The 21562-nt window shown below is 71.9% G+C and carries 19 protein-coding genes; 8 read left to right on the top strand and 11 right to left on the bottom strand.

Annotated elements, in window-relative coordinates; all coding sequences use genetic code 11:
* Window positions 1–138 precede the first annotated feature (138 nt).
* Window positions 139–546 (top strand): hypothetical protein, encoded by a 408-nt coding sequence (locus F8S09_RS12835; protein ID WP_152871877.1) that lies wholly within the window; start codon window positions 139–141, stop codon window positions 544–546.
* 60 nt (window positions 547–606) lie between these two features.
* Window positions 607–954 (top strand): four-helix bundle copper-binding protein, encoded by a 348-nt coding sequence (locus tag F8S09_RS12830; RefSeq protein ID WP_152871876.1) that lies wholly within the window; start codon window positions 607–609, stop codon window positions 952–954.
* A 65-nt stretch (window positions 955–1019) separates the two neighbouring features.
* Here the strand turns inward: F8S09_RS12830 and F8S09_RS12825 are convergent, their stop codons facing one another.
* On the bottom strand, window positions 1020–1232 hold the full coding sequence (locus F8S09_RS12825; protein WP_152871875.1) for a hypothetical protein: 213 nt from the start codon (window positions 1230–1232) through the stop codon (window positions 1020–1022).
* Window positions 1233–1341: 109 nt separating this feature from the next.
* Here F8S09_RS12825 and F8S09_RS12820 point away from each other — a divergent pair, with 109 nt between their 5' ends.
* The gene (locus F8S09_RS12820; RefSeq protein WP_152871874.1) at window positions 1342–2538 is read left to right on the top strand and encodes an amidohydrolase; all 1197 of its coding nucleotides are present in this window, start codon (window positions 1342–1344) and stop codon (window positions 2536–2538) included.
* A gap of 180 nt (window positions 2539–2718) precedes the next feature.
* On the opposite strand, the gene F8S09_RS12815 is transcribed toward F8S09_RS12820, so the two are convergent.
* The 4 genes from F8S09_RS12815 to F8S09_RS12800 form a co-directional block, all read right to left on the bottom strand.
* The gene (locus F8S09_RS12815; RefSeq protein WP_152871873.1) at window positions 2719–5496 is read right to left on the bottom strand and encodes an HD domain-containing phosphohydrolase; all 2778 of its coding nucleotides are present in this window, start codon (window positions 5494–5496) and stop codon (window positions 2719–2721) included.
* A gap of 166 nt (window positions 5497–5662) precedes the next feature.
* Window positions 5663–6274 (bottom strand): GTP cyclohydrolase I FolE, encoded by a 612-nt coding sequence (folE, locus tag F8S09_RS12810; protein ID WP_152871872.1) that lies wholly within the window; start codon window positions 6272–6274, stop codon window positions 5663–5665.
* A 102-nt stretch (window positions 6275–6376) separates the two neighbouring features.
* Window positions 6377–7591, bottom strand: a complete 1215-nt coding sequence (locus tag F8S09_RS12805) for an adenylosuccinate synthase (protein WP_152871871.1) — start codon at window positions 7589–7591, stop codon at window positions 6377–6379.
* 163 nt (window positions 7592–7754) lie between these two features.
* Window positions 7755–9227, bottom strand: coding sequence for an E3 binding domain-containing protein (locus F8S09_RS12800; protein ID WP_152871870.1), 1473 nt, complete (start codon window positions 9225–9227; stop codon window positions 7755–7757).
* A gap of 378 nt (window positions 9228–9605) precedes the next feature.
* Between F8S09_RS12800 and F8S09_RS12795 the strand changes: the two genes are divergently transcribed.
* The 4 genes from F8S09_RS12795 to csaB all read left to right on the top strand — a co-directional run bounded on the left by F8S09_RS12795 (window position 9606) and on the right by csaB (window position 14336).
* Entirely contained in the window at window positions 9606–10667 is a 1062-nt protein-coding gene (locus F8S09_RS12795) for a Glu/Leu/Phe/Val dehydrogenase family protein (RefSeq protein ID WP_152871869.1), read from the top strand.
* The gene (gene udk / locus F8S09_RS12790) at window positions 10664–11278 is read left to right on the top strand and encodes a uridine kinase (RefSeq protein ID WP_322618811.1); all 615 of its coding nucleotides are present in this window, start codon (window positions 10664–10666) and stop codon (window positions 11276–11278) included. Before F8S09_RS12795 ends, udk begins: the two co-directional genes overlap by 4 nt.
* A 155-nt stretch (window positions 11279–11433) precedes the next feature.
* On the top strand, window positions 11434–13368 hold the full coding sequence (locus F8S09_RS12785) for a DUF5693 family protein (protein ID WP_407643666.1): 1935 nt from the start codon (window positions 11434–11436) through the stop codon (window positions 13366–13368).
* The gene (csaB, locus tag F8S09_RS12780) at window positions 13365–14336 is read left to right on the top strand and encodes a polysaccharide pyruvyl transferase CsaB (protein ID WP_322618810.1); all 972 of its coding nucleotides are present in this window, start codon (window positions 13365–13367) and stop codon (window positions 14334–14336) included. The genes F8S09_RS12785 and csaB overlap by 4 nt, the downstream gene beginning before the upstream one ends.
* A 53-nt stretch (window positions 14337–14389) precedes the next feature.
* On the opposite strand, the gene F8S09_RS12775 is transcribed toward csaB, so the two are convergent.
* Genes F8S09_RS12775 through F8S09_RS12765 form a run of 3 tightly spaced genes read right to left on the bottom strand, consistent with a single transcriptional unit; the run spans window position 14390 to window position 16571 of the window.
* On the bottom strand, window positions 14390–14854 hold the full coding sequence (locus tag F8S09_RS12775) for a PaaI family thioesterase (RefSeq protein ID WP_152871868.1): 465 nt from the start codon (window positions 14852–14854) through the stop codon (window positions 14390–14392).
* Between the two features lie 15 nt (window positions 14855–14869).
* Complete coding sequence (locus tag F8S09_RS12770; RefSeq protein ID WP_152871867.1) at window positions 14870–15586, bottom strand: hypothetical protein; 717 nt, start codon at window positions 15584–15586, stop codon at window positions 14870–14872.
* A 34-nt stretch (window positions 15587–15620) separates the two neighbouring features.
* Entirely contained in the window at window positions 15621–16571 is a 951-nt protein-coding gene (locus F8S09_RS12765) for a CobW family GTP-binding protein (RefSeq protein WP_152871866.1), read from the bottom strand.
* Window positions 16572–16632: 61 nt separating this feature from the next.
* On the opposite strand from F8S09_RS12765, the gene F8S09_RS12760 reads away from it, so the two are divergent.
* Window positions 16633–18468 carry an ABC transporter ATP-binding protein gene (locus F8S09_RS12760; protein ID WP_322618809.1) on the top strand — a complete coding sequence of 612 codons (1836 nt, stop codon included), beginning with the start codon at window positions 16633–16635 and terminating at the stop codon, window positions 18466–18468.
* 95 nt (window positions 18469–18563) lie between these two features.
* Here the strand turns inward: F8S09_RS12760 and F8S09_RS12755 are convergent, their stop codons facing one another.
* The 3 genes from F8S09_RS12755 to F8S09_RS12745 all read right to left on the bottom strand — a co-directional run bounded on the left by F8S09_RS12755 (window position 18564) and on the right by F8S09_RS12745 (window position 21560).
* On the bottom strand, window positions 18564–18833 hold the full coding sequence (locus tag F8S09_RS12755) for a hypothetical protein (protein WP_322618808.1): 270 nt from the start codon (window positions 18831–18833) through the stop codon (window positions 18564–18566).
* 10 nt (window positions 18834–18843) lie between these two features.
* Window positions 18844–19332 carry a flavin reductase family protein gene (locus F8S09_RS12750; protein ID WP_152871864.1) on the bottom strand — a complete coding sequence of 163 codons (489 nt, stop codon included), beginning with the start codon at window positions 19330–19332 and terminating at the stop codon, window positions 18844–18846.
* Window positions 19333–19772: 440 nt separating this feature from the next.
* Complete coding sequence (locus F8S09_RS12745; RefSeq protein ID WP_322618807.1) at window positions 19773–21560, bottom strand: glycoside hydrolase family 10 protein; 1788 nt, start codon at window positions 21558–21560, stop codon at window positions 19773–19775.
* Window positions 21561–21562 lie beyond the last annotated feature (2 nt).

Genomic DNA, 21562 nt, shown 5'->3' with positions numbered 1-21562 from the left:
ATTCGAGAAAGCGCCGGATGTTCTCCCATCGCCGCCAGCCGGTATTCTTTGCTCCTCGCTCTGCTCGGGTTCGTCTTCGACTCACCGCAACTTGGTATGACCCCCCTCCCCCGCCCCACGTTTGGCTAGCCTGCCCCCATGGCGAAGCTGAACGTGGGGCCTTACGTGGCGAGTCTCAAGACCTCCCCGGCGCAGGTGCGCGACCGGGCCGCCTTTCTGGACCGCGCCCGCCTGCGCGACGAGGTGCCGCAGGTGGCGGGGCTGCCGCTGGTGGGACTCGGCGGAAGCTGCGGCAAGCCCGCCTTCCTGCTCCCCTACCTGATCCGCTGGGACGAGGCGAATACGCGGGCGCTGGAGGACGTGGCCGCCGAGTTCGGCTGCTTCGTGGAGTACGGGGCCTACCCGCACCTCAAGCTGGAAGGCGGCGGGCAGGAGATCGCGGCGGTGCAGGACTGGGACAACATGGCGATGGTCTTCGTGCGCCCCGGCTACGAGCGCGGCGAGGAAGTGCTGACCCGGCTGGCGCAGGCCCTGAAGCCGCGCTAAAGGTCCGCCCCATCCGCCCGGCCCGGTAGCGGTGAACGGTAGGGCCAGGAGGTCTCCACCATGACCCAGCCCCTCAACATCCAGCTCATGCAAGAGTGCCTCGACGCCTGCCTCGCCTGCCTGCGGGCCTGCGAGATGTGCGCGGAAGCCTGCCTGGACGAACAGGACGTAACGATGATGGCCGAGTGCATCCGCCGCGACCGCGACTGCGCCGACGCCTGCGCGTTCACGGCCCGGCTGCTGATGCGGGCGAGCGACCTACACCCGGAGGCCTGCCGGATGTGCGCCGAAGCCTGCGCCCGCTGCGCCGAGGAATGCGAGCGCCACGCCGGGCACCACGAGCACTGCCGGGTGTGCGCCGAGGCCTGCCGCCGCTGCGAGGCGCTGTGCCGTCAGATGGCGGCATAACACACCGACGAGAAGCGCCCCCAGTCCACTCGGGCGGGGGCGCTTCTCGTGGGAACGGGCCTGGCTCAGAACCAGCCGCGCCGCTTGGTCTTCTTGCCACCGAGTCGGCGCTCGGCCTGCGAGAGCACGAAGTCGAAGGCGCGGTCGCGCTTGCGGAGCTTGGTGTACTTGCCGCGCTTTGCCATCTGCTGGCGGCGCATCGCCGAGACGACTTGCAGGATCACGGGCGCATAGACCATCAGCTTGCCGAGGTTGCCGGAGGAGCGGCGTGCTTTCATGCTTCCCATTACGGCACGGGGGGCACAAAAGTTGCTGAGGCCGGGCTGACCTCCCTTCACCCTCCCCCCGCTGGGCGGCAGGGACCGCCCCGGCGCCCTAGACTGGGGCATGACCACAACCCAGGACCCTGTGATGAACCTGCGGGAGCAACTCGTCGCGTGGCGGCGGCACCTGCACATGAATCCCGAAGTCGGCTTTCACGAGCACGACACCGCCGACTTCATTGAGGCTGAACTGCGGAAGATGCCCGGCCTGACCGTGACCCGCCCCACCGCGACGAGCGTGCTGGCGGTCCTCAGGGGCGGCCAGCCGGGGCGCACGCTCTTGCTGCGGGCCGACATTGACGCGCTGCCGATGGAGGAGGAAAACACCTTCGAGTTCCGCTCGCAGCGCCCCGGCGCGATGCACGCCTGCGGGCACGACGGCCACACGGCGATCTTGCTGGGGGTCGCCCGCCTGCTCTCCGAGAATCCGGGAGAGGTGCCTGGCGAGGTCCGCATGATCTTCCAGCACGCCGAGGAGATCGGGCCGGGCGGCGCCGAGGAACTCGTCATGGAGACGGACCTGATGGACGGGGTGGACGTGGTGACGGGCCTGCACCTCAACTCGCAGCTTCCGGCGGGGCTGGTCGTGGTCAAGCCGGGGGCGTTCATGGCCGCGCCGGACACCGTCCACATCACCGTGAAGGGCAAGGGCGGGCACGGGGCGCACCCCGAGCAGACGGTGGACCCCATCGCGGTGGGCGCCCAGGTCGTGACCAACCTCCAGCATGTCGTGAGCCGCCATGTGGCCGCGCTCGACGCGCTGGTCGTCTCCATCACCTACTTCCAGAGCGGCACCACCCACAACGTCATCCCCGACACGGCGACCCTGATGGGCACGGTGCGGACCTTCGACCCCGAGCTGCGGCAGCGGGCGCCGGAGCTGATCGAGCGGGTCGTGAAGGGTGTGACCGAGGCGCACGGAGCGGGCTACGACTTCGGGTACGAGTTCGGCTACCGCCCCCTGATCAACACCGACTGGGTGGCCGCGCAACTCCGCGACATCGCGCTGGAGACGGTGGGGCCGGAGCACTTTCAGGAGGCCCAGCCCACCATGGGCGGCGAAGACTTCAGCGCCTACCTGGAGAAGGCGCCCGGTGCCTACTTCAACGTCGGCTCGGGCAGCGACGAGGCCGACAGCCGCTGGCCGCACCACCACCCCCGCTTCACCATCGACGAAGAGAGCCTGGTGACGGGAGCGCGGATGCTGCACGCGGCCGCCCTGCGGCTGACGGGAGAACCGGGCGCCAAGAGCGGGACCTGAACAGCTTCAGCGAACGCGGTCGCCTCCGGCAAAGGCGGCCGCGTTCTTCACATCCCCATCTCCCGTCGGGAGGGCGCAGGGGAGAACTCCTTTCCCGACCACCGTTTTGATCTTTCCCGCTCTGCTTCGCAGGTCCGCTCGGGTTGAACAGGTGTTGGAACCGCTGGGCCAGAATCCGTATCAGTCCTCTCCCGCGACGGACCGCTCCGGGAGGGGGGACAGGGACTCGCCGCAGGGGGCGCGGGTGGGCAAGACCCCGGGCGGCCCGAACCTCCCGGCCCGCTGCAAGGCCACGAAGCGGTCCGTGAGCGCCGGATCGAACTGGGTGCCGCGCCCGGCTTCCAGAATGGCGAGGGCCTCTTCGGGGGACAGGGCCGCACGGTAGGGGCGGTCGCTGGTCAGGGCGTCGTACACGTCGCACAGGGCGAAGATGCGGGCCAGCAGCGGCACGCCCTCGCCGCGCAGGCCGTCGGGGTAGCCAGTACCGTCCCAGCGCTCATGGTGCGAGCGGACCACCCCATGCGCCTCGGGGTGCAGGAAGGGGATGCGGGCCGCGAGTTCGGCCCCGCGCGGGGCGTGGGTCTCGATCAGCAGGCGTTCTTCGGGAGTCAGGCGTCCCGGCTTGAGCAGCACCGCGTCGGGCACGCCCAGCTTGCCGATGTCGTGCAGGGCGGCTCCCTGCCGCAGCCCCAGCAGGCGCCCGGCGGGCAATCCCAGCGCGGCTCCGAAGGTCAGGGCGAGGTGGGTGACCCGCTCGGTGTGGCCCTGGGTCTCGAAGTCGCGCAGCTCGACCGCCACCCCCAGGGTTTCGAGCGCCGCGTCCAGGGTGGCCCGCAGGTCCCCGAGGTGGGCGTCGCGCTCCAGCAGCCGGGCGGCGAGGCTGCCCAGCAGCAGGGCGAGGTGTTCGTCGGCCTCCCCGAAGGGCCGCTCGGGTTCGCGGATCAGGATCAGGGCGCCCAGCGGTTCGTCCTGGCTGCTCAGCAGCGGCACCGCCATCATCGCGCCCCCCCCGAGCCGCTCGCGGCGGAAGATACGCGGGTCAGTCTGAAGGTCAGGCACCCGCAGCACCCGCCGGGCCGTCAGTGCGGCCCAGGCGAGGCCCTGTCCGCGGGGCAGCTCGACCGGTCCCAGCGGCGGGTCGTGGCGCTCGGTCCCGGTCGAGTGCAGGGTGCCACTGGGATCGTCGTGGCGCAGCAGCAGGGCGTACTTGGCCCGCAGGAGGTCCTGCGCCGCGCGGGTCAGGTGGTCTTCCAGGGGCGTGCCCTCGGGCGCCGCGCCCAGCGACGTGTGCAGCTCGACCAGCCGGGAGAGCTCATTCCAGCGTTCCTGCAGGTGCAGCAGAGCGGCGATCTGCTGGGCAAACAGGACCGCGTCCCCGGCCGCCTGCGGCCCGAAGTCCCCGCCCGGCGCCAGCGCGTCGAGGTTGAGGTGCGCGACCACCTCTCCTTCCAGCACCACCGGCAGGCAGAGGCTGGCCCGCACCTCCTGGCGGCGGCCCACGTCGCTGAGGAGCCGGGCCTCGGGCGAGTCCAACTCGGCGTCCGACTCGGCGTAGGCCCGCGCGAGGCTCTCGCCGCGCACCACGCGGGCCTCCCCGGCCCGCCACGCGGCGAGGGAGCCGCCATACCAGCGTTGCTGCGACGCCTCGCTCAGGGTCAGGCCCACCAGTCCGGGGCCGTAGCCGTGCGCGGCGACCACCCGGAAGCCCCGGCCCTCGCGGATATCCAGGGTGCCGCAGCCCGCCCCGTCCACCGCGTTCACGGCGTGGCTCAGCACCTCGGCCCAGTCCTCGTCACTCAGGGTGCGGCGTCCGGCGAGCAGCCCCACCGTGGTCCGCAGCGCCTGCCACACCGAGTGCCGGGGCTGCGGCGGGTCGGTGGGGACCGGGCGGCCCGCCGGGGAGGCCTGGGCCGGGCGCGGGGTCCAGACCACAAGCTGGTCGCGCCCGTTGGTCTTGGCGAGATACAGGGCCTCATCGGCGCGGCGCAGCAGGTCGCCCTCGGCTTCGGCGGGCAAGCGGGTCGCCAGCCCCGCCGAGAGTGTCAGCGTGCCCCAGGGGGGGTCGCCGCGCCCCAGGCGCACGCGCAGCTTTCCTATCCCTGACCCCAGCCGCCCCCGGTCCGCCGCCCCGGCCAGCAGGGCGAATTCCTCACCTCCCACCCGGTAAGCCTGCACCCCGTCGGCCCCCAGGTCGCGCAGCAGCCCGGCCACCTGCCGCAGCGCCCGGTCCCCGCCGCTGTGCCCGTAACGGTCGTTCACGGCCTTGAAATGGTCGAGGTCCAGCAGCGCGAGGTGGCCCCCGGTGCCCAGCGCCGCGAGGTCGCGGTCGAACTGACGGCGGTTGGGCAGCCCGGTCAGCGGATCGGTGTGGGCCTGGGTGCGCAGGGTGTGCGCCAGGTGCAGCAGCCGCAGCCGGGACTGGAGAATCAGCAGCACGGCGGCCAGCCCCAACCCCCCCAGCAGCAGCCGCAGGGGATAGGAGAGCGCGAAGGCCTCCCGGCCCTCGGGAGTCAGCAGCATTCCCCACCCCACGCCCAGGAAGGGCAGGGCGGTCAGCCACAGGTCGCGCCAACGCAGGGCGGTCTGCAACGTGGGAAGCCGTGAACGCAGCAGCGTGCTCAGGCCCAGCACGCTCAGGAAATGCAGCACCACCACCGGTGCCACGCCCGGATCGGCATTGTCCAGCAGCCGCCACACCAGCATGGGCGCGGCCACCAGCGCTCCCCGCAATGGACCGAAATACAGCGTGACCAGCGCTACCGGGACGTACCGCAGGTCGACGCGGAAGGGACCGAGTTCCATGCTGTACACCGCCAGCAGCCACGTGGTCCCCGCCGCCAGCACCAGCCGCAGCGTGTGCTCGGCGGCGCTGCGGCGCACCGGCCACTCGCGGTAGGTCAGGCTGAAGCCGAAGGCGCAGGCGATCAGGAGGCAGAAGTTGAGCAGCAGGGAAGTCATGTCAAGGGGGCCACCGGACCGTCAGGAAAAGGGAGGAGCGGCAGAAGCTGTTCTCCCGCCGCCCCGCGTGCCCCCCCATTCTGCCGCAGCGCTCGCCCCAATGCCAGGTTTTCTGCTCCACAACGTGGCTTTTTCCTCTTTTTAGACTGCCCCTCTCTGGGGGGGGTCAGCGCCCACGCAGGGAGGTCTGCACCGCGCTCATGAACTCGGCGCGGGTGCGGGCGTCGTCCTTGAACAGCCCGCGCATGGCGCTCGTGGTCGTCGACGAGTTCTGCTTTTGCACCCCGCGCATCGCCATGCACAGGTGAACGCCTTCGAGCAGCACGGCCACCCCGCGCGGGGCGAGCAGTTCCCCCAGGGCGTCGGCGATCTGGGTGGTCAGGCGTTCTTGCACCTGAAGGCGCCGGGCGTACAGGTCCACAATGCGGGCGAACTTGCTCAGGCCCAGAATCTGCCCGTCGGGGATATAGGCCACGTGCGCCCGGCCATAAAAGGGCAGCATGTGGTGCTCGCACATCGAATAGAACTCGATGTCCTTGACGATCACCATCTCGCTGCCCTCGGCGGCGAACACGGCGTCCCCGGCGGCGTCCGAGAGGGTGCGGCCATACCCGGCGGTCAGGAAGGCCCAGGCTTTGGCGACGCGCTGCGGGGTTTTTTGCAGGCCCTCGCGCTCCGGGTCTTCCCCGATGGCCGCGAGCCAGCCTTCGGTCAGGTCGCGCAGCCCCGGCACTTCCAGCCGCTCGTCGGCGGCGCTGATGGTGGGTGGAATGGTCAAGGTGGGATCGCTCCTTCTTCCGCGCCGCGCAGGCGCCGCGAGTGAATGCGCCGAGTGTAGGCCCGGCGGGCGGGGGGGGACTGTGGGAGAAGCGGCCAGCCCTCAGCCCCAGCTCACGGCGCCGTAGGTCTGCTCGCGGGCGGGGCCGCACGAGAAGATCACGACGGGCACGCCCACCGTCTCCTCGATCAGGTCGAGGTAGGCCTGGGCCTCACGGGGCAGCGTCTCGCGACTCGTGGCCCCCTCGGTGGTGGCCCAGCCGGGGAGGTCGCGGTAGACGGGCTGGCCCTCCGAGCCGTAGGCCACGCAGACCCTGACCGTCTCCAGTCCCGCGAGAATGTCCATCTTGTTGATCACCAGGCCGTCGAGCCCGTTGACCTCGGCGGCATACCGCAGCAGTTTGAGGTCCAGCCAGCCCACCCGGCGGGCGCGGCCCGTCGTCGTGCCGAACTCGTCCCAGGGCTGCGAGCCGTCGCCGCGCAGCCGCCGCTCCATCTCGCCGAAGACCTCGGTGGGAAAGGGACCGTGGCCCACGCGGGTGTTGAAGGCCTTGGCGACCCCGTACACCTGATTGACGGCGCGGTGGTTCACGCCTGCTCCGACGAGGATGCCGCCCACGGTGGGGTGGCTGCTGGTGACAAAGGGGTAGGTGCCGTAGTTCAGGTCGAGCAGGGTGGCCTGCGCCCCCTCGAACAGCACGTTCTCGCCCTCCCGGATCGCCCGGCGCAGGTCCGAGCCGGTGTCGTTGACAAAGGGCAGCAGGGCGTCCCGGATGGGCAGCAGGTAGCCCAGCGCGTCCTCCACGGTGGCCCAGCCCGCGTCACGGGTGGAGTTGGGCTTGGCCTCCAGCAGCCGGGCGACGCGCTCGCGGAGCGTGCCCTCGTCGGCGAGGTCCCCGAAGCGCAATCCCACCCGCCGCGCCCGGTCCGCGTAGGCGGGGCCGATGCCGCGCCCAGTGGTCCCCACGAAATCCCCCCGGCCATCCACATACTTGTGGTGCGGCAGCACGAGGTGGGCGCGGTCGCTGATCCGCAGCTCGGGCGAGAGGCCGCCCGCGAGCAGGCTCTGGCGCTCGGCGAGGAACTTCTCGGGGTCGATGACCATGCCGTCGCCCAGCACGCTCACCACACCCTCGTGCAGCACGCCGCTGGGCAACAGGTTGAGCTTGAAGGTCTGTCCCCCTGCGGTGACGGTGTGCCCCGCGTTGGCCCCGCCCTGATAGCGCACCACGTAGCGGGCCTCCGGCGCCAGAAAATCGGTGATCTTGCCCTTGCCCTCGTCTCCCCACTGCGCCCCGATGATGGCGATTCCCGGCATTGCAGCCTCCTGCCACGCGCTCAGACTTGCCCCTCCCTGGCCTGGGGCCAAAAAAAAGCACGGCGCGTGGCACCGTGCCCCAGTGTAGCCCGCTGGGAGAGGAAAGCAGCCAGCGGCCAGTCGCCAGCAGAGCGTTCCCGCTGGCGACTGGTTCCTGGCGACTTCAGATCACCAAGATGATCGGCTCCTCCAGCGTGGCTGCCACGCTTGCCAGGAAGCGGGCGCCCTGAGCGGGGTCCACCGGCCCGTTGAGGGTCAGGGCGGTGCGGCCGTCCTGCACGCGGCCCACGCTGAGGGTGAGGGCGTGCGGCAGGTGCAGCTCGTCGAGGTCCAGCGCCCCGGCGTCGGTCACGAGGAGGTCGGGCGTTCCAGCGAAGTCGCCGTCGAGCGCGGCGAGGGCCTCGCGCAGGCTGCCCGATTGCACGGGGCGGGCCTGCTCGCCGCCCACCCGGTAGACGCCGACGGTGCCCAGCTCCAGCATCTCGGCGTGGCGCTGCGCGGCGCGGGCCACGAGCAGCGCGAGCGGCACGTCCTGCCCCAGCGCCCCGGCAAGCTGGCGGCACAGCTCCAGGGTGGGGGCCACATTCCCGTCCCGGCGCAGGTAGGGACCGAACCACACGGCCTCGCGGACGGGCGCGGCGGGGATAAGTGTGGGTACAGGCTGAAGCTCGGGCTGGGCTTCGGGCTGCGCGGTGGGCTCGATCTCGGTCGGCTCAGGCTGCACGGGCGCCGTGGGCAGAGGAGCGGGTTCTGCCAGCGGCTCGGCGGCGAGCTCCTCGACCACCTCGGGAGCGGCGACCTCCGGCAGGGGGGCGGGGATAGCCTCAGGCTCGGGGGTGGCCTCGGGCTGGGGCGTCGGGGTGAAGGTGGGGGCAACCGGGGTCGGTTCGGCCGGAGCGGCCTCGGCCACGGGTGCCGAGAAGGGCGAGACGGGCGCGGGCGTGAAGGCGGGGGCCGTCGGCTGGAGCTCGGGCGGCGCGGGGGTGACGGGGGCCGGATCCTGGCTGGGCTTCTGGTACAGGCGCGAGAGCAGGCCTCCCAGACCGCCCATCACGCCGCCGGTCGCGGCAGCCGCCGCGGCGGGGGCGGCAGGTTCCGGGGTGACGGGTTCGCTGGCCGCCGCCGGGGTGGGTACCGGCCCGCTGAAGCTCGGCATGGGAATGGCCGGGGTGACGGGCGTCACGTCCACGGGTTCGCTCGCCGCCGCGAAGGGGGCAGGCTCGGGCGCGGGGGCCACGGTCTCCGGCTCGTCTTCCAGCTCGAATTCCATCGCCTCGTCTTCCAGGCTGACCTCGGGCAGGCTCGCCTCGGGGGCGGGCATAGGGGACACAGGGGCGGGCTGGCCCACGAGGGCGGCGAGGTCCGAATCCACGCCCGCGCTGCTGAGCATGTCCATGCTGGGCATGCCGGGGGCCAGGAGGCCGCCGCCGGGGGGCAGTTCGGTGCCCGTCCACTCGGGCGGGGGGGCATCGACGGGTGTGGCGGGCGGTTCTTCCTCCCCGCTCATGATGCGGGTGAGGTAATTCAGGATGTCCTGCTCGACGATCATGCCGCCTTCGCCGCTGCCATCCAGGTGCTGCCACTCGATGCCGTTCGCTTCCGCCAGAATCTTGGCGAGCGGAGCAATCCGTTCCATTCATGTCCCCCTTCGGGCGCCGCGTGGGGCGGGCGCCAGGTTGCCACTGCCTTGCATACGGTCCCAGGGTGACGCCTGCCCCCTGACAGGCTTCTTTCAGAGCGTGGGGGCCAGGTGGGGCGGGACGTCTCGCGGCGCTGGCGGGTGGGAGCGGCGCTCGTCTGAAACGATCGTCTGGAAAGAGGGTGAGCCTCGCCCGCCATCCCCTTCCCCGGCCCTCTGCAAGCCGCTCTACGGGTCCCCCACAAGGAGGGAGGGAGAGGAAGCCTGGCCTGCTCAGCGTGCTCTCTCCCGAATGGGACACCTGCCGCCCGTCTCCCCGCCCCACGCCTTGCTACCCTACGGGGGTTGCCGCGGCGAACGCGGCGAGGAGTCCGAATGCAGATATTTGACGAGATGCAGGCGCGGGGCCACGAGGCGCTGACGCTGCTTCACCATGCGCCCAGCGGCCTGAAAGCGGCGCTGGCGGTTCATTCCACGGTGCTGGGTCCGGCCATCGCCGGGGTGCGGCTGCGGCCCCTTGACGAGACCGAGGCGCTGCGCGGAGCACTGGCCCTCTCCGAGAGCCTGACCCTCAAGGCGGCGCTGGCGGGGCTGAACTACGGCGGCGGCGCGTGCGTGCTGATGTTGCCCGAACAGGGCGTGGACGACCCGCACGCCCGCGAGGCGCTGTTCCGGGCGCTGGGGCGGCAGGTGCGGCCGCTGGAGTCGCGGGTGGTGCTCACCGAGGACATCGGCGTGACGCCCACCGACATCGCCTTTGTCGCCCAGGAGACGCCCGCCACCCTGGGCGTGAACACCGACACCAGCAGCGTGACGGGTTACGGCGTGTACCGGGGCATGAAGGCCGCCGCCCGGCACGCCCTGGGCTCCGAGAGCATGCGCGGGGTGCGGGTGGCGATCCTGGGGGTGGGGGCGGTGGGCCGCACGCTCGCCGGGCACCTCCACCGCGAGGGTGCCCGCCTGACCCTGGCCGACACCCGCCCCGAGCGGGCGCAGGCGCTCGCCGAGGCCCTCGACGGGGTGAGCGTGGTGTCCGCCCAGGAGCTGTTCGACGTGCCCTGCGACATCTTCTCGCCGTGCGGCTACGGGCACTCCATTCGCAGCGCGGACGTGCCGCGCTTGCAATGCCGCCTGATCGCGGGCGGCGAACACCACCCCCTCTCCCGCCAGGGCGAGGCCGCCGTGCGGGAGGCCGGAATCGTGTACATGCCCGACTTTGCCATCAATGCCGCCGGACTGATCGCCGCCGCGACCACCCTGACGCCCGAGCAGGCCGCCGAGCGGGTGTACGCGACCGTCTCGCGCATCGCCACCGCCGCCGAGCAGTACGGCAAGCCGCCCCATCTGATCGCCCGCCGCATGGCCGAGCGCCGCATCGACCTGATCGGCAGCCTGGGCGCCGGGGCGGGCGCCGGGGTGTACGGGAGGAGCGCGTGACCTCTCCCTTCGTGATTGGCGTCGCGGGCGGCTCGGGCAGCGGCAAGACCACCGTGACCCGGCGGGTGATCGAGACGGTGGGCGCGGGCAGCGTGGCTGTCCTGAACCAGGACAACTATTACCGCGCCCAGGACGACATCCCCTTTGAGGCGCGGCTGACGACCAATTACGACCACCCGGCGGCCTTTGATTGGGTGCTGCTGCGCGAGCATCTGGGGGCGCTGCTGGCCGGGGTGCCCATCGAGATGCCCGAGTACGATTTCACCCACCACACCCGCTCGGCCCAGACCAGCCGGGTGCTGCCCGCGCCTGTGGTCGTGCTGGAGGGTTTTTTCGCCCTGTACGACGAGGAAGTGCGGGAGCGGATGCACCTCAAGGTCTTCGTGGACGCCGACGCCGACGTGCGCTTTATCCGCCGCTTGCTGCGCGACACCCAGGAGCGCGGGCGCACCCCCGAGAGCGTGATCTCTCAGTATCTGGAGTTCGTGCGGCCCATGCACCTGAGCTTCGTGGAACCCACCAAGAGATACGCCGACGTGATTATTCCGCACGGCGGCATGAACGAGCCCGCGCTGGACATGCTCGCGGCGCGGATTCGCACGACGATTTAAGGGAGATGGGGCGGGCAGGCCAGGAGGCGTGGCCTCCCCTCCCCCTTTCGGCGGACGACGCCCCGCACTCCCGGCGGGCACGCTGACGCCCGGCCTCCCCTTGCCCCAGCCGCCCACCCGCCTCTCCCCTCACCCGCGCCCCCTAGGATGACCCTGTGACCGACCCCGCCCCGACCCCGCCGCCGCCTGTCCGCTCCGACCTCACGCCGCCGCCTGCACCGGGGGGAGCGCTGGCTCCGGCCACGCCGCTGCCGCCCGCGAGCCGCCACCGCCTGACGCTTCCGCTGCTGGGGGTGATCCTGCTCTCGCTGATTCCGGCGCTGGGGCTGGCCTGGGATCGGGTGAATTACGAGCGGAACGAGAAGACGGTCGCGCTGGTCATGGACTACCCGGCGCTGGCGGTGCAGGCGCAGCGGGTGGGTCTGACCCCGCAGGCGCTGCTGGACCGCTACAAAGCGCTGGGCGTCAACGGGGTCGCCGTCTATGAGGACGTGATCGGTAACCGCGAGCAGCGCGGCGAACTGTACGTGAAGCGGGGTGCGGACCTCGCGGCCGAGAACCCCGGCGAGGGGGTCAACCCGCAGTGGGTCTACATGCGCGAGCTGAAGCCAGGAGCGCTGGACGGATTGGCCGAGCGCTACACCATCCCCACGCGGGAGGTGCAGATTGCCGGGCAGACGTGGCTGGAGTGGCCCACCGACCCCAGCTTCCTGCCCGCCGGGCCGAACAGCAAGCTGATCGCGGACCTGAAGGCGCAGGGCCTCGTGACCGTCTACCGCCCCTACGACGACGTGGCGGTCAAGGCCCCCGGCGCGGACTGGCCGGACGTGCCCTTCGTCGCCTTTACCGGGGACGAGGTGATCGGGGCGCGGACGCCCGAGCGGCTGGCACAGATTGACCGGGCGATGGGGAGCCGCCTGCCCGCGCTGGTGGAGGGCACGGATCAGCGCGGCCTGGACACCCTGATTGAGGACCGGGGAGGCGTGCGGACCTTTGCGATGAACCCGTCGTGGCAAAACCGCCTGAACCCAGAGGAGGTCGCCAGCAAGTACAACCTCGCCGCCCGCGAGCGCGGCCACCGCCTGCTGTACCTGCGGCCCTACCCCACCGTGAACGAGACCGAGGCCCTGCTGCGCCGCACCTCCGAGCTGCTGGAGCGCTCGGGCCTGACGGTGGGCACGCCCGAGGTGCGCCCCTACGAACCGAATGCCACCCTGCGCTGGCTGAGCCTGCTGGGACCGCTCGCCGCCGCCCTGCTGCTGGGGCTGAGCTTCCCGCTGCCCCGGCTGGGGCTGCTGGTGATGGCGGGCGTGACCCTGCTGGCATTCGCGCTGAACAGCCTGGACGGGTTCCAGCCCTTCGCGGGCGCGGCGCTGATCGCCGCCGTGACCTTTCCGGCGCTGGGACTGGTGCTGCGGCGCAGCCGGGTGACCGACTGGTTCCTGGCGACGGGCCTGTCACTCGTCGGCGTGTTGTTCGTCTCGGCGCTGGGAGCCAGCCGGGAGAGCGTGCTGGGCCTGGAACCCTTCCGGGGAGTGGGCCTGACCCTGCTGGTGCCGCTGGTGCTGGTGGCCCTGAGCTTCCTGCCCCGGCAGGACCTAAGGAAGACCGCGCGGGACCTTTACAACTCGCCTATCCGGTTGGGCGACATCGCCGTGATGGGGCTGGGGCTGGCCGTCTTCGCGCTGGTGTTCCTGCGCCGGGGCAACGTCAGCGCGGTGGGCGTGAGCGACGCCGAGGCGCAGTTGCGGCAGGGCCTTCAGGATTCCATCGTGCGGCCCCGCTTCAAGGAACTGGCCGGGCATCCGCTCGCCATCGTGGGCCTGAGTGGCGCGTTGCCGGGGTACTTCAGCCCGCTGCTGATTCTGGGCGGCGTGGTGGGGCAGGCCAGCATCCTGAACACCTTCTCGCACTTCCACACGCCGCTGCTGATCAGCGCCGCCCGCTGCTTTATCGGCCTGGGCGCAGGGCTGCTGCTGGGATTGATCGCCATTCCGGTCGTGAAGTACCTGCTGCGGCTGTGGCAGACCTGGGGCGCGAGAGGGGCCAGCCGCCAGGCGCCAGCAACCAGCGGGGAGAGCCGGGCGTGAGGGTCGCCGTCAGCGGGTATTACGGGTTCGGGAACACCGGGGACGAGGCCATCGCCCTGGCGATCACGCGGGAGCTGAAGACCGCCGGGCACACGCCGCTGCTGCTGTCGAACACGCCCAGCGAAACGGCGCGGACTTACGGGAGCGAGAGTGCGCCCCGGATGCAGCCGCTGGGCCTCGTCGGGGCGCTGGCCCGCTCCCAGGTGCTGCTCTCGGGCGGCGGCGGCCTGCTGCAAGACAGGACGAGTGGGCGCACGCTGACCTATTACCTAGGCGTGATCCGGCTGGCACGGGCGCTGGGCAAGCGCGTGGTCGTCTTCAACCAGAGCGTCGGCCCACTCAGCGAGGAGGGGGGGCGCAAGGTGGCCTCGGCCCTGAAAGGGGTGCCCCTGATCGTGCGCGACCGGGGCAGCCTGGAGACGCTGCGCGGGCTGGGGCTAGAGGGACGGCTGGGCGGGGACCCGGCACTGCTGCTCACGCCCACGCCGGGCCTGACGCCCGACCCCGCCCACGTGATCGTCGCCCCACGCGGGGATGTGACGGCAGCAGCCCCGGCGCTGGCCGAGGTGGTGCGGCGGCTGCGGGCCGAAGGTCGCCGGGTCACCGCCCTGAGCTTCATGCCGGGCCACGATGACGCGGCGGCGCAGGCCCTCGGTGCCGATCAGGTCCTGAGCACCCGCGACCCGCAAGAAGCGCTGGACGCCATCGCGGGGGCCGGGTTCGTGGTCGGGGTGCGGCTGCACGCGGTCATCCTGGCCGCTGCCGCCGGGGTCCCTTTTGCGGGCGTGGCTTACGACCCCAAAGTCGCGGGCTTCTGCGCGGACGCGGGCGCACCTGCCCACCCCGTCACGCCCGACGCGGAGGCGCTGACCGCTCAGGCCCTCGCCCGCACGGCTCCCGACTGGGATGCAGTGGCTGAGATGAAAGGGCGGGCGCGGGACAGCTTCAGGTGGGCGCTGGGCGGCTGAGGGCCGAGGACCGGGGGCCAGCTCAGGCAAACGCCGGGGCTGGCCCTCTCCCTTTAGCCTCCGTGGGTCACCACGTTGCAGGTGCACCGCGCCAGCGTGGTGGTCCGGCCCCGCTCGTCGCGCACCTCCACGGTCCAGACCATCACCGTGCGGCCCCGGTAGGCGAGGGTGGCCTCGGCGGTGACAAAGCCCTCCGAGACGCCGCGCACATGGGTGCCGCTCACATCCACGCCGACCCCGACTTGCCGCCGCACGTCCAGATTCAGCCAGGTGCCCACGCTGGCGAGTTCCTCCGCGAGCGCGAGGCTGGCCCCGCCGTGCAGCCGTCCGGCGGGCTGGCGGTTGCCCTCCACCGGCATCCGGGCGGTCAGGCGCTCGCGGGCGGCGGTCAGAAGCTGGATGCCCAGCCGTTCGCCCAGGGTCCCCGACAGGCCATTCATGCGGGCGGCCAGGTCCTCGGGGGTCAGCGTGTCCAGTTCGCCAGGGGTGGGCATCTGAAGGTCCGGGTGCAGGGTCATGGGGCGAGGATAGGGCTACATGGCGAAGCGGCGCACCACGCGCTCGCCGTCCACGCGGACCGGCTCGCCGGGGAGGCAGCCGGGCTTTCCGAAGTGCAGCCTGTAGCGGTACACGTCCACCACGAGGTCGGGGCGGCCGTCGCCGTTCACGTCCTGCTTGCGCCAGTCGCCCAGGCGGGTCACAGGCATGGGCCGCGCCTCGCAGTTGCCCAGGCCGTCCGGCAGTAGGTCTTTCTGCACGGCGCGCTTCCCGTCGGCGCTGATCAACCGCAGCGTCGAACCGTACATCACCATGCCGTTGCTCCGGCAGGCAAGCTGACCCCGACCGTCGAAACGGCGGAACTTCAGGCACTCGCTGGGGGAAACGCCCTCCGTGTGGTGAACGGCCTTCCAGCGCCCGCCCTCGCGCCGCAGCAGGGTGGTGCCGTCGCAGGCGTCACTCTGGGCGTAGCAGAGGGTCATCAGCACTTCCTGGGTGCCGGGACGGGTGAAACTGCCGTAAGCGACGTTGACGGGAATGCGGCGGTTCGCGGCCGGAATCTTCGTGCCGTTTTCTCCGATGGGCAGGAATTCGACCTGGCAGTCCGGGCGGCCCTGGCAATAGGCCGTGAGAAACACGCGGGCCTCATGGGCATTCGCGGGACGGGTGTCGGACTTCACGGGCGCTCCCCAGGTCGGCGCGTCCCAGGCAGGGAGACTCAGGGCAGTCAGGGTCAAGAGGCTGGCGAGCATGGTCCCAGGCTAGGCGGGCGCGGTGACGGGCCGCTTATGCCCGCTCCGCCACGCACCCGGCAAACGCCGCCTCATACTCCGCCCGGTCCAGCCCCCGCCCGATAAAGACGAGTTCGGACGCTCCCGGCTCGCCCTCCCAGGCGTCAGCGGTGAACAGGTCACGCACCGCCTGAAACAGCACCGGGTGGGGGTACCCCAGCAGCGAGAGGGTGCCCTTGACCCGCAGCACCTCGGCGGGGCGCGAGAGGATGAGGTCGGTCATGAAGCGTTGCCAGCGGTAGGGGTCCAGCGGCGCGTCCGAGCGCAGGGTGAAGGAGGTCAGGCCCGGCGTGTGGGCCACGGGCGCGGCCCCCTCCAGGGTGCGGGGGTCGAAGTCGTCGCGGGCGAGCAGAGCGTCGGCGTCGAGTTGCCCCCGCTCCACCCGCACCACGCGGGCGAGGGGATTGACCCCGCGCAGCACCTCCTCCGCGTGGTCGAGGCGCACCGGGTCCGCGAGGTCGGTCTTGTTCAGCACGATCACGTTGGCGTAGGCGAGTTGCCGCGCCGCCTCGGGGTGCTCGCGCAGGGTCTGGAGGACGTGCCGGGCGTCCACCACGGCGACGAGGGTGGTGACGCGGAAGGCCGCCCGCACCGACCGCTCCAGCAGGGTGGTCAGGACGGGCGTGGGGTCGGCCACCCCGCTCAGCTCGACGAGCACCGCGTCGGGCTTCTGCTCCCGCATGCCGATGGTCACCAGCGAGCGCAGCAGATCGTCGCGGCCCGTGCAGCACAGGCACCCGGCGGTCAGCTCGGTCACGTCGTCCTGCAACCTCTCAATCAGGCCACCGTCCACCCCCGTTGCCCCGAACTCGTTGACAATCACGCCGAGGCGGTGCGGGAGCGAGCGAATCAGGTGATTCACCAGCGTCGTCTTGCCCGCGCCCAGAAAGCCGCCGATCACGAGGACGGGAATGCGGTCGTCGGGGCGGGCGGCGGGCAGGGTCATGGGGGCAGGATAGGACGGGGGTGCCCCTTTGCGCCGTGAGGACCGCGCTACCCTCTGTCCCGTGCCTTCCACCCCCGACCCCGCCACGCTCGGCCCCGGCGTGACCCGCCGCCTCTACGGGCTGCTCACGCCCTACCGCCGCACGGTGGGCTGGGGACTGCTGCTCCTCGTGGGCAGCGTGGCCGCCGAGCTGTACCCGCCGCTGGTGTGGATTCGGGTGGTGGACCAGGGGATTCCGGCGCGGGACTGGACCTTCATCGGGGGACAGCTCGCCCTGCTGGTGGGCGTGTTCGGGTTGCAACAACTGCTCTCGGCGTGGCGCGGGCTGCTGCTGGAGCGGGCCGGGCAGCAGCTCACGCTGGACCTGCGCCTGAGCGTGTACCGCAAGCTTCAGGGCCAGTCGGCGAGCTATTTCGAGTCGCAGCGCACCGGGGACCTGATCGCCCGCGTGACCGGGGACGTGGACGCGATTCAGGACGTGCTGGTGCGCGGCACGGACGCGGTGCTGGCGAATGCCCTGCGCCTGATCGGGGTGGTCGCCATCTTCATCGCGTTGCAACCGCTTCTCGGCGTGCTCGTCACGCTGCCCATGCTCGCCGTCGCCCTGATGCTGCGGCGCTACGCCCGCACGGTGCGGCCCGCCTACCGCGCGGCGCGGACCCGGCTGGGCGACCTCACCGCGCTCATCACCGACCGGCTGGGCGGCGTGCGGGTGGTGCAGGGCTTCGCGCGGGAGCGGGCCGAGGAGCAGCGGGTGGCCGCGCTCGCGGGCGAGCTGTACGCGGAACAGGTCAAGGCGGTCGCCCTGCGCAACCGCGCCTTTCCGCTGGCCCGCTTCGTGGCGAACTTCGGGAACGTCTTGATGCTGGGCGGTGGCGCGTGGCTGATCCTGGCGGGGCAGTTCACGCTGGGCGGGCTGCTGGCCTACCGGGGCTATGGGCGCTACTTCTACGGCCCGATTGACGACCTCGTGAATATCGGGGACCTGCTGCAACGCGCCGAGGCGAGCGGGCGGCGGGTTTTCGAGGTGCTGGACGCGCCCGTGACGGTGGCCCAGAAGCCGGACGCGCGGCCCCTCCCCGAACCCGCGCGGGGCGAAGTCCGCTTCGAGGGCGTGACCTTCGGCTACGACCCTGCCCGCCCAGTGCTGCGGGACGTGACGCTCACCATACCGGCGGGGCAGCGGGTGGCGGTGCTGGGAGCGTCAGGCGCGGGCAAAAGCACGCTGCTCTCGCTGGTTCCGCGTGGGCATGACCCCCTGGAGGGCCGGGTGCTGCTCGACGGGATAGACGTGCGCGACCTCACGCTGGAGAGCCTGCGGACCCACGCGGTCACCATGCTGCAGGACACCTTCCTCTTTCACGACACGGTGCTGGAGAACGTGCGCTACGCCCGCCCCGACGCGACCGACACGGAGGTCGAGGCCGCGCTGGAGGCCGCCTACGCGCTGGAGTTCGTGCGGGCGCTCCCGCAGGGTCTGGCGACGGTGGTGGGCGAGCGCGGGGTGCGCCTCAGCGGAGGTCAGCGCCAGCGCCTCGCCATCGCGCGGACGCTGCTGGCGCGGCCCACCGTGCTGCTGCTGGACGAACCGACCAGCGCGGTGGACGCCGAGAGCGAGGCCGTCGTGGTGGCGGCCCTGGGGCGGCTGATGCGGGGGCGCACCGCCCTGATCGTGACCCACCGCCTCAGCCTCGCGCGGACCTCCGACCGGGTGCTCGTGCTGGAGGGAGGCCGCGTCGTGGAGGACGGCCCGCCCGACGTGCTGCGGGCACGGAACGGGGCCTACGCCGCGCTGGAACGGGCCGCGCGGGGGCTGGATGGCACGCTGCCGGGCGAGTGGCCGGAGGATCTGCCGCTGCCCGCCGACCCCGTCCTGCGGGTTCCGTCCGATTCCTGAACCGTCGGGAGGGCACCGCCTGTTTCCTTCAGCGCCCGACCTCCGGTTGTGCGGCTGCTCGCTTGGCCCGGATGCCGGGGTGTTCCGAAGCCATCTCAGCGCGGAGTGAGCGCCCCGATCATCCCAGTGGCGATCAGGGCCGCCGTTCCCAGCCCCAGCACCAAGAACCACGCGGGCGCCCGGCCCCCGTTCGCCGTATTCGCGGCCGACCACGCGAGCCGCAGATTGACCAGCGCGAAGACCAGCAAGAAGGCGTCCAGCGCGTCCACGCTGCGTCCGCTCCCGATGCTCCAGGGATACGACACGAAGAAGGTCAGCCCCGCCAGGGCGAGGGCGACCACGAGTTGCAGGGCATAGGGAGGCACGGGGCGCTCCTCAGACCAGCTCGTGGTACTGGCCCCGGAAGTACACCAGCGGGTCGTCGTCGGTGTAGCGGGCGTACTCGACCAGCCCCAGGTAGAGGGTGTGGTCCCCCGCCGCGATCACCTCCTGCTTGCGGCACACGAGCTGCGCCACGCTGCCGCCGATCAGGGGCAGGCCCTCGTGGGTAAACCACGGCACCGCCTCCTCCGGGCCGGGGCGTCCGGCGAAATGGTCGCTGAGGGGGCGCTGCGCCGCCGAGAGGATGCTCACGCCGAAGCGCCCCACCTCGGGCCGCGAGAGCAGCGCGTGCATCTGGGCGCGGTGGTCCACGCTGACCAGAATCAGCGGCGGGGCCAGGCTCACCGACACGAACGCACTCGCCGTCATGCCCCGCCGCTCCTCCCCGTCCGCCGCCGTGATGACGGTCACGCCGCTGGCGAACCGCCCCAGCGTCTGCCGGAACTCGAAGGGAGGAATACCGTCCGTGGCGGGAGTGGTCATGGGGGTGAGTGTAGCGGGGGTGGGGGGTGGCGTCGGCTGGAGTCCGGGGGGCGAGGGTGCCGGAGGGGGCAAGCGGCGCGGGCGGTCCCCCTCTGCTCCGCCGCTCTACGAGTCCCATCCTCTCACACAAGGGGAAAGGACAGACCCTGATCCGCCCCTGCTTAAGCTCTCTTTTTCCCGTGTCCGCCGATCTCAACGTCCCCACACCTCAAGTCCACGTTCCAGGCAGACGAGCCGTTCGGCGCGGACGCGCCGAGGCATTCGGTTGGGCGGCAGGATGGCGTGGAAGGGGGAACGGGGACGGGGCGGGCCAAGCAAGGGGATGGGGGGACGACCTTTGCCTAGCGCAGCGCTACTCCCCCTTCCCTCCGGGGACTCAGAGAGCTGCGCCGCAGAGGGGGCTGGGGGGAGGGGCAGACCGAATCAAGGTCCCCTGTCCCCTACCGCTTTCCACTCGCCGCCGGAGCCGCCACCGCATCCCGCAGCAGCAGATCGGGCAAGCGCACCACGCCGACCTCCGGCACCGCCTCGGCCCAGCGCTGCCCCCCCACGCGGACTTCCACCGGTCCGGCGGGAAGCGTCAGGAACCCGTAGTGCCCGCCGCCGTCCGTGGTGGTCCGGGCGATGACCCTGCCGCCCTGCACGGCCTCCACCGTGCGGCCTCCGGGCACGGTGGTGCCGACAATCCGCCCCGAGAGCCCCCGCAGCGTCGGCGGTTTGACCTGCCAGTCCACCCGCCCCGCGAGCGCCCCGCCCGGCGCGGTCAGGGCCGCGCGAATCGCTTCCAGCCCCTGCCCGGTGCTCTGACGGGTGCCGTACACGTCCAGGGTGGGCGTGCGGTAGGAGTAGCCCACCCATCCCAGCCCGGTGGCGACCGTGCGCCGGGCCTGCGACGCGGTCACGGCGGGCGTGTTGAGGTACAGCGCGGTGCCGCCCGCGACCTCCGAACGCCCACGCACGCTGGCGGCAAAGGCGTTCCAGCCGTCCAGCCACTCGCCCTGCTCGCCCACCGCGTCGCGCTTGTAGTTCATCAGGACGTTGAGGTCCAGCAGGCCCTCGCGCATCCAGGTCGGCCAGTCCTGCAACACGTCGGTGTAGGTGCGCGACTTGCGGAAGGCGGCGAGGTCCCCCGGCGCGGGCGGCGCTCCGTAGGTGATGGTCGCGGCGGTGACCCAGGCGGTCGGGCGCACGGCCTTGACCTCCAGACTGACGCGGCGCACGAGCGCCGTGACCTGCTCGCGTTTCCAGGCCTGCCAGCGCGGGTCCGAGGCGGCGGGGGTGCCCTTTGCCCCCGTCTCGGCGCGGTAGCGGGCCAGGGTCTTGGGGTCGTAGCCCCACGCGCCGCCGTCGGGGTAGCGGATGCGGTCAAGCTGCACGCCGTCCACCGGATAGTTGCGAACGAGGCTGACGACCGACTCGACCATGTGGTCGGCGGCGGCGGGAATGGCGGGGTCCAGCCAGCCGTCGCCGCCCTCCTGCCAGGACCCGTCCGGACGACGGGACATCCATGAGTTGGCCCCGGCGGTGGGGCCGTGCAGCCGCGAGACGTGGCGGGGGCTGGTGTTGGGCACGCGGGCATTGACCCCGCCCGTCACGCTGACCCAGGCGATCACCCGCATGCCCCGCGCGTGCGCCAGCCGGGTCACGATGGTCAGGGGATCGAAGTTCCGCTCGAAGTCCTTGTCGGTGATGGGCGGCACGCTGGCCCGCAGGCACAGGCAGTCTCCGCGCCGCACCGCCTGCACGAAGAGGGTGTTGACCCCCAGCCGCGCGGCGTCCTCCACGACCTGCGCGACCTGCTGCCGTGTCTTGAGGCCCGGCCCGAAGGCGTCCACCCACAGACCGCGCACGGTGCTGATAGGTGCGGGCTGGGCGGGAGGGAGCGGCACCGTCACCGGGGCGGGCACGGCGGGAGCCGGGACGACGGGCACCGACACCGGGGGGGCCAGCGGCGAGGCCACGGGCGCGGCTGGAATGACTGGGACGACCGGAGGGACCGGAGCCGGAGCGACGGGAGCGGGCAGTACGGGGACCGGATCAGTCGGCGCGGGCTCGACCGGCGTCGCCGGGGGCGCGGGGTCCACCGGAGCCGGGGCGGGCACCACCGGCGCGGGAGCAGGCGGCAGAGGCTCGGGCATGGGCGCGGTCGCCCCGGCCACTGGGAGCGCCGCCACCGAGAGCAGCAGGGTCAGGGACAGGGCAAGGCGCACAGGGGGGAAAGTCTTCACGG

This window comes from Deinococcus terrestris (genome assembly GCF_009377345.1).
GTDB classification, from domain to species: domain Bacteria; phylum Deinococcota; class Deinococci; order Deinococcales; family Deinococcaceae; genus Deinococcus; species Deinococcus terrestris.
Note: the sequence above shows the minus strand (reverse complement) of the source record. Positions and strands in the feature narration are given on the sequence as shown.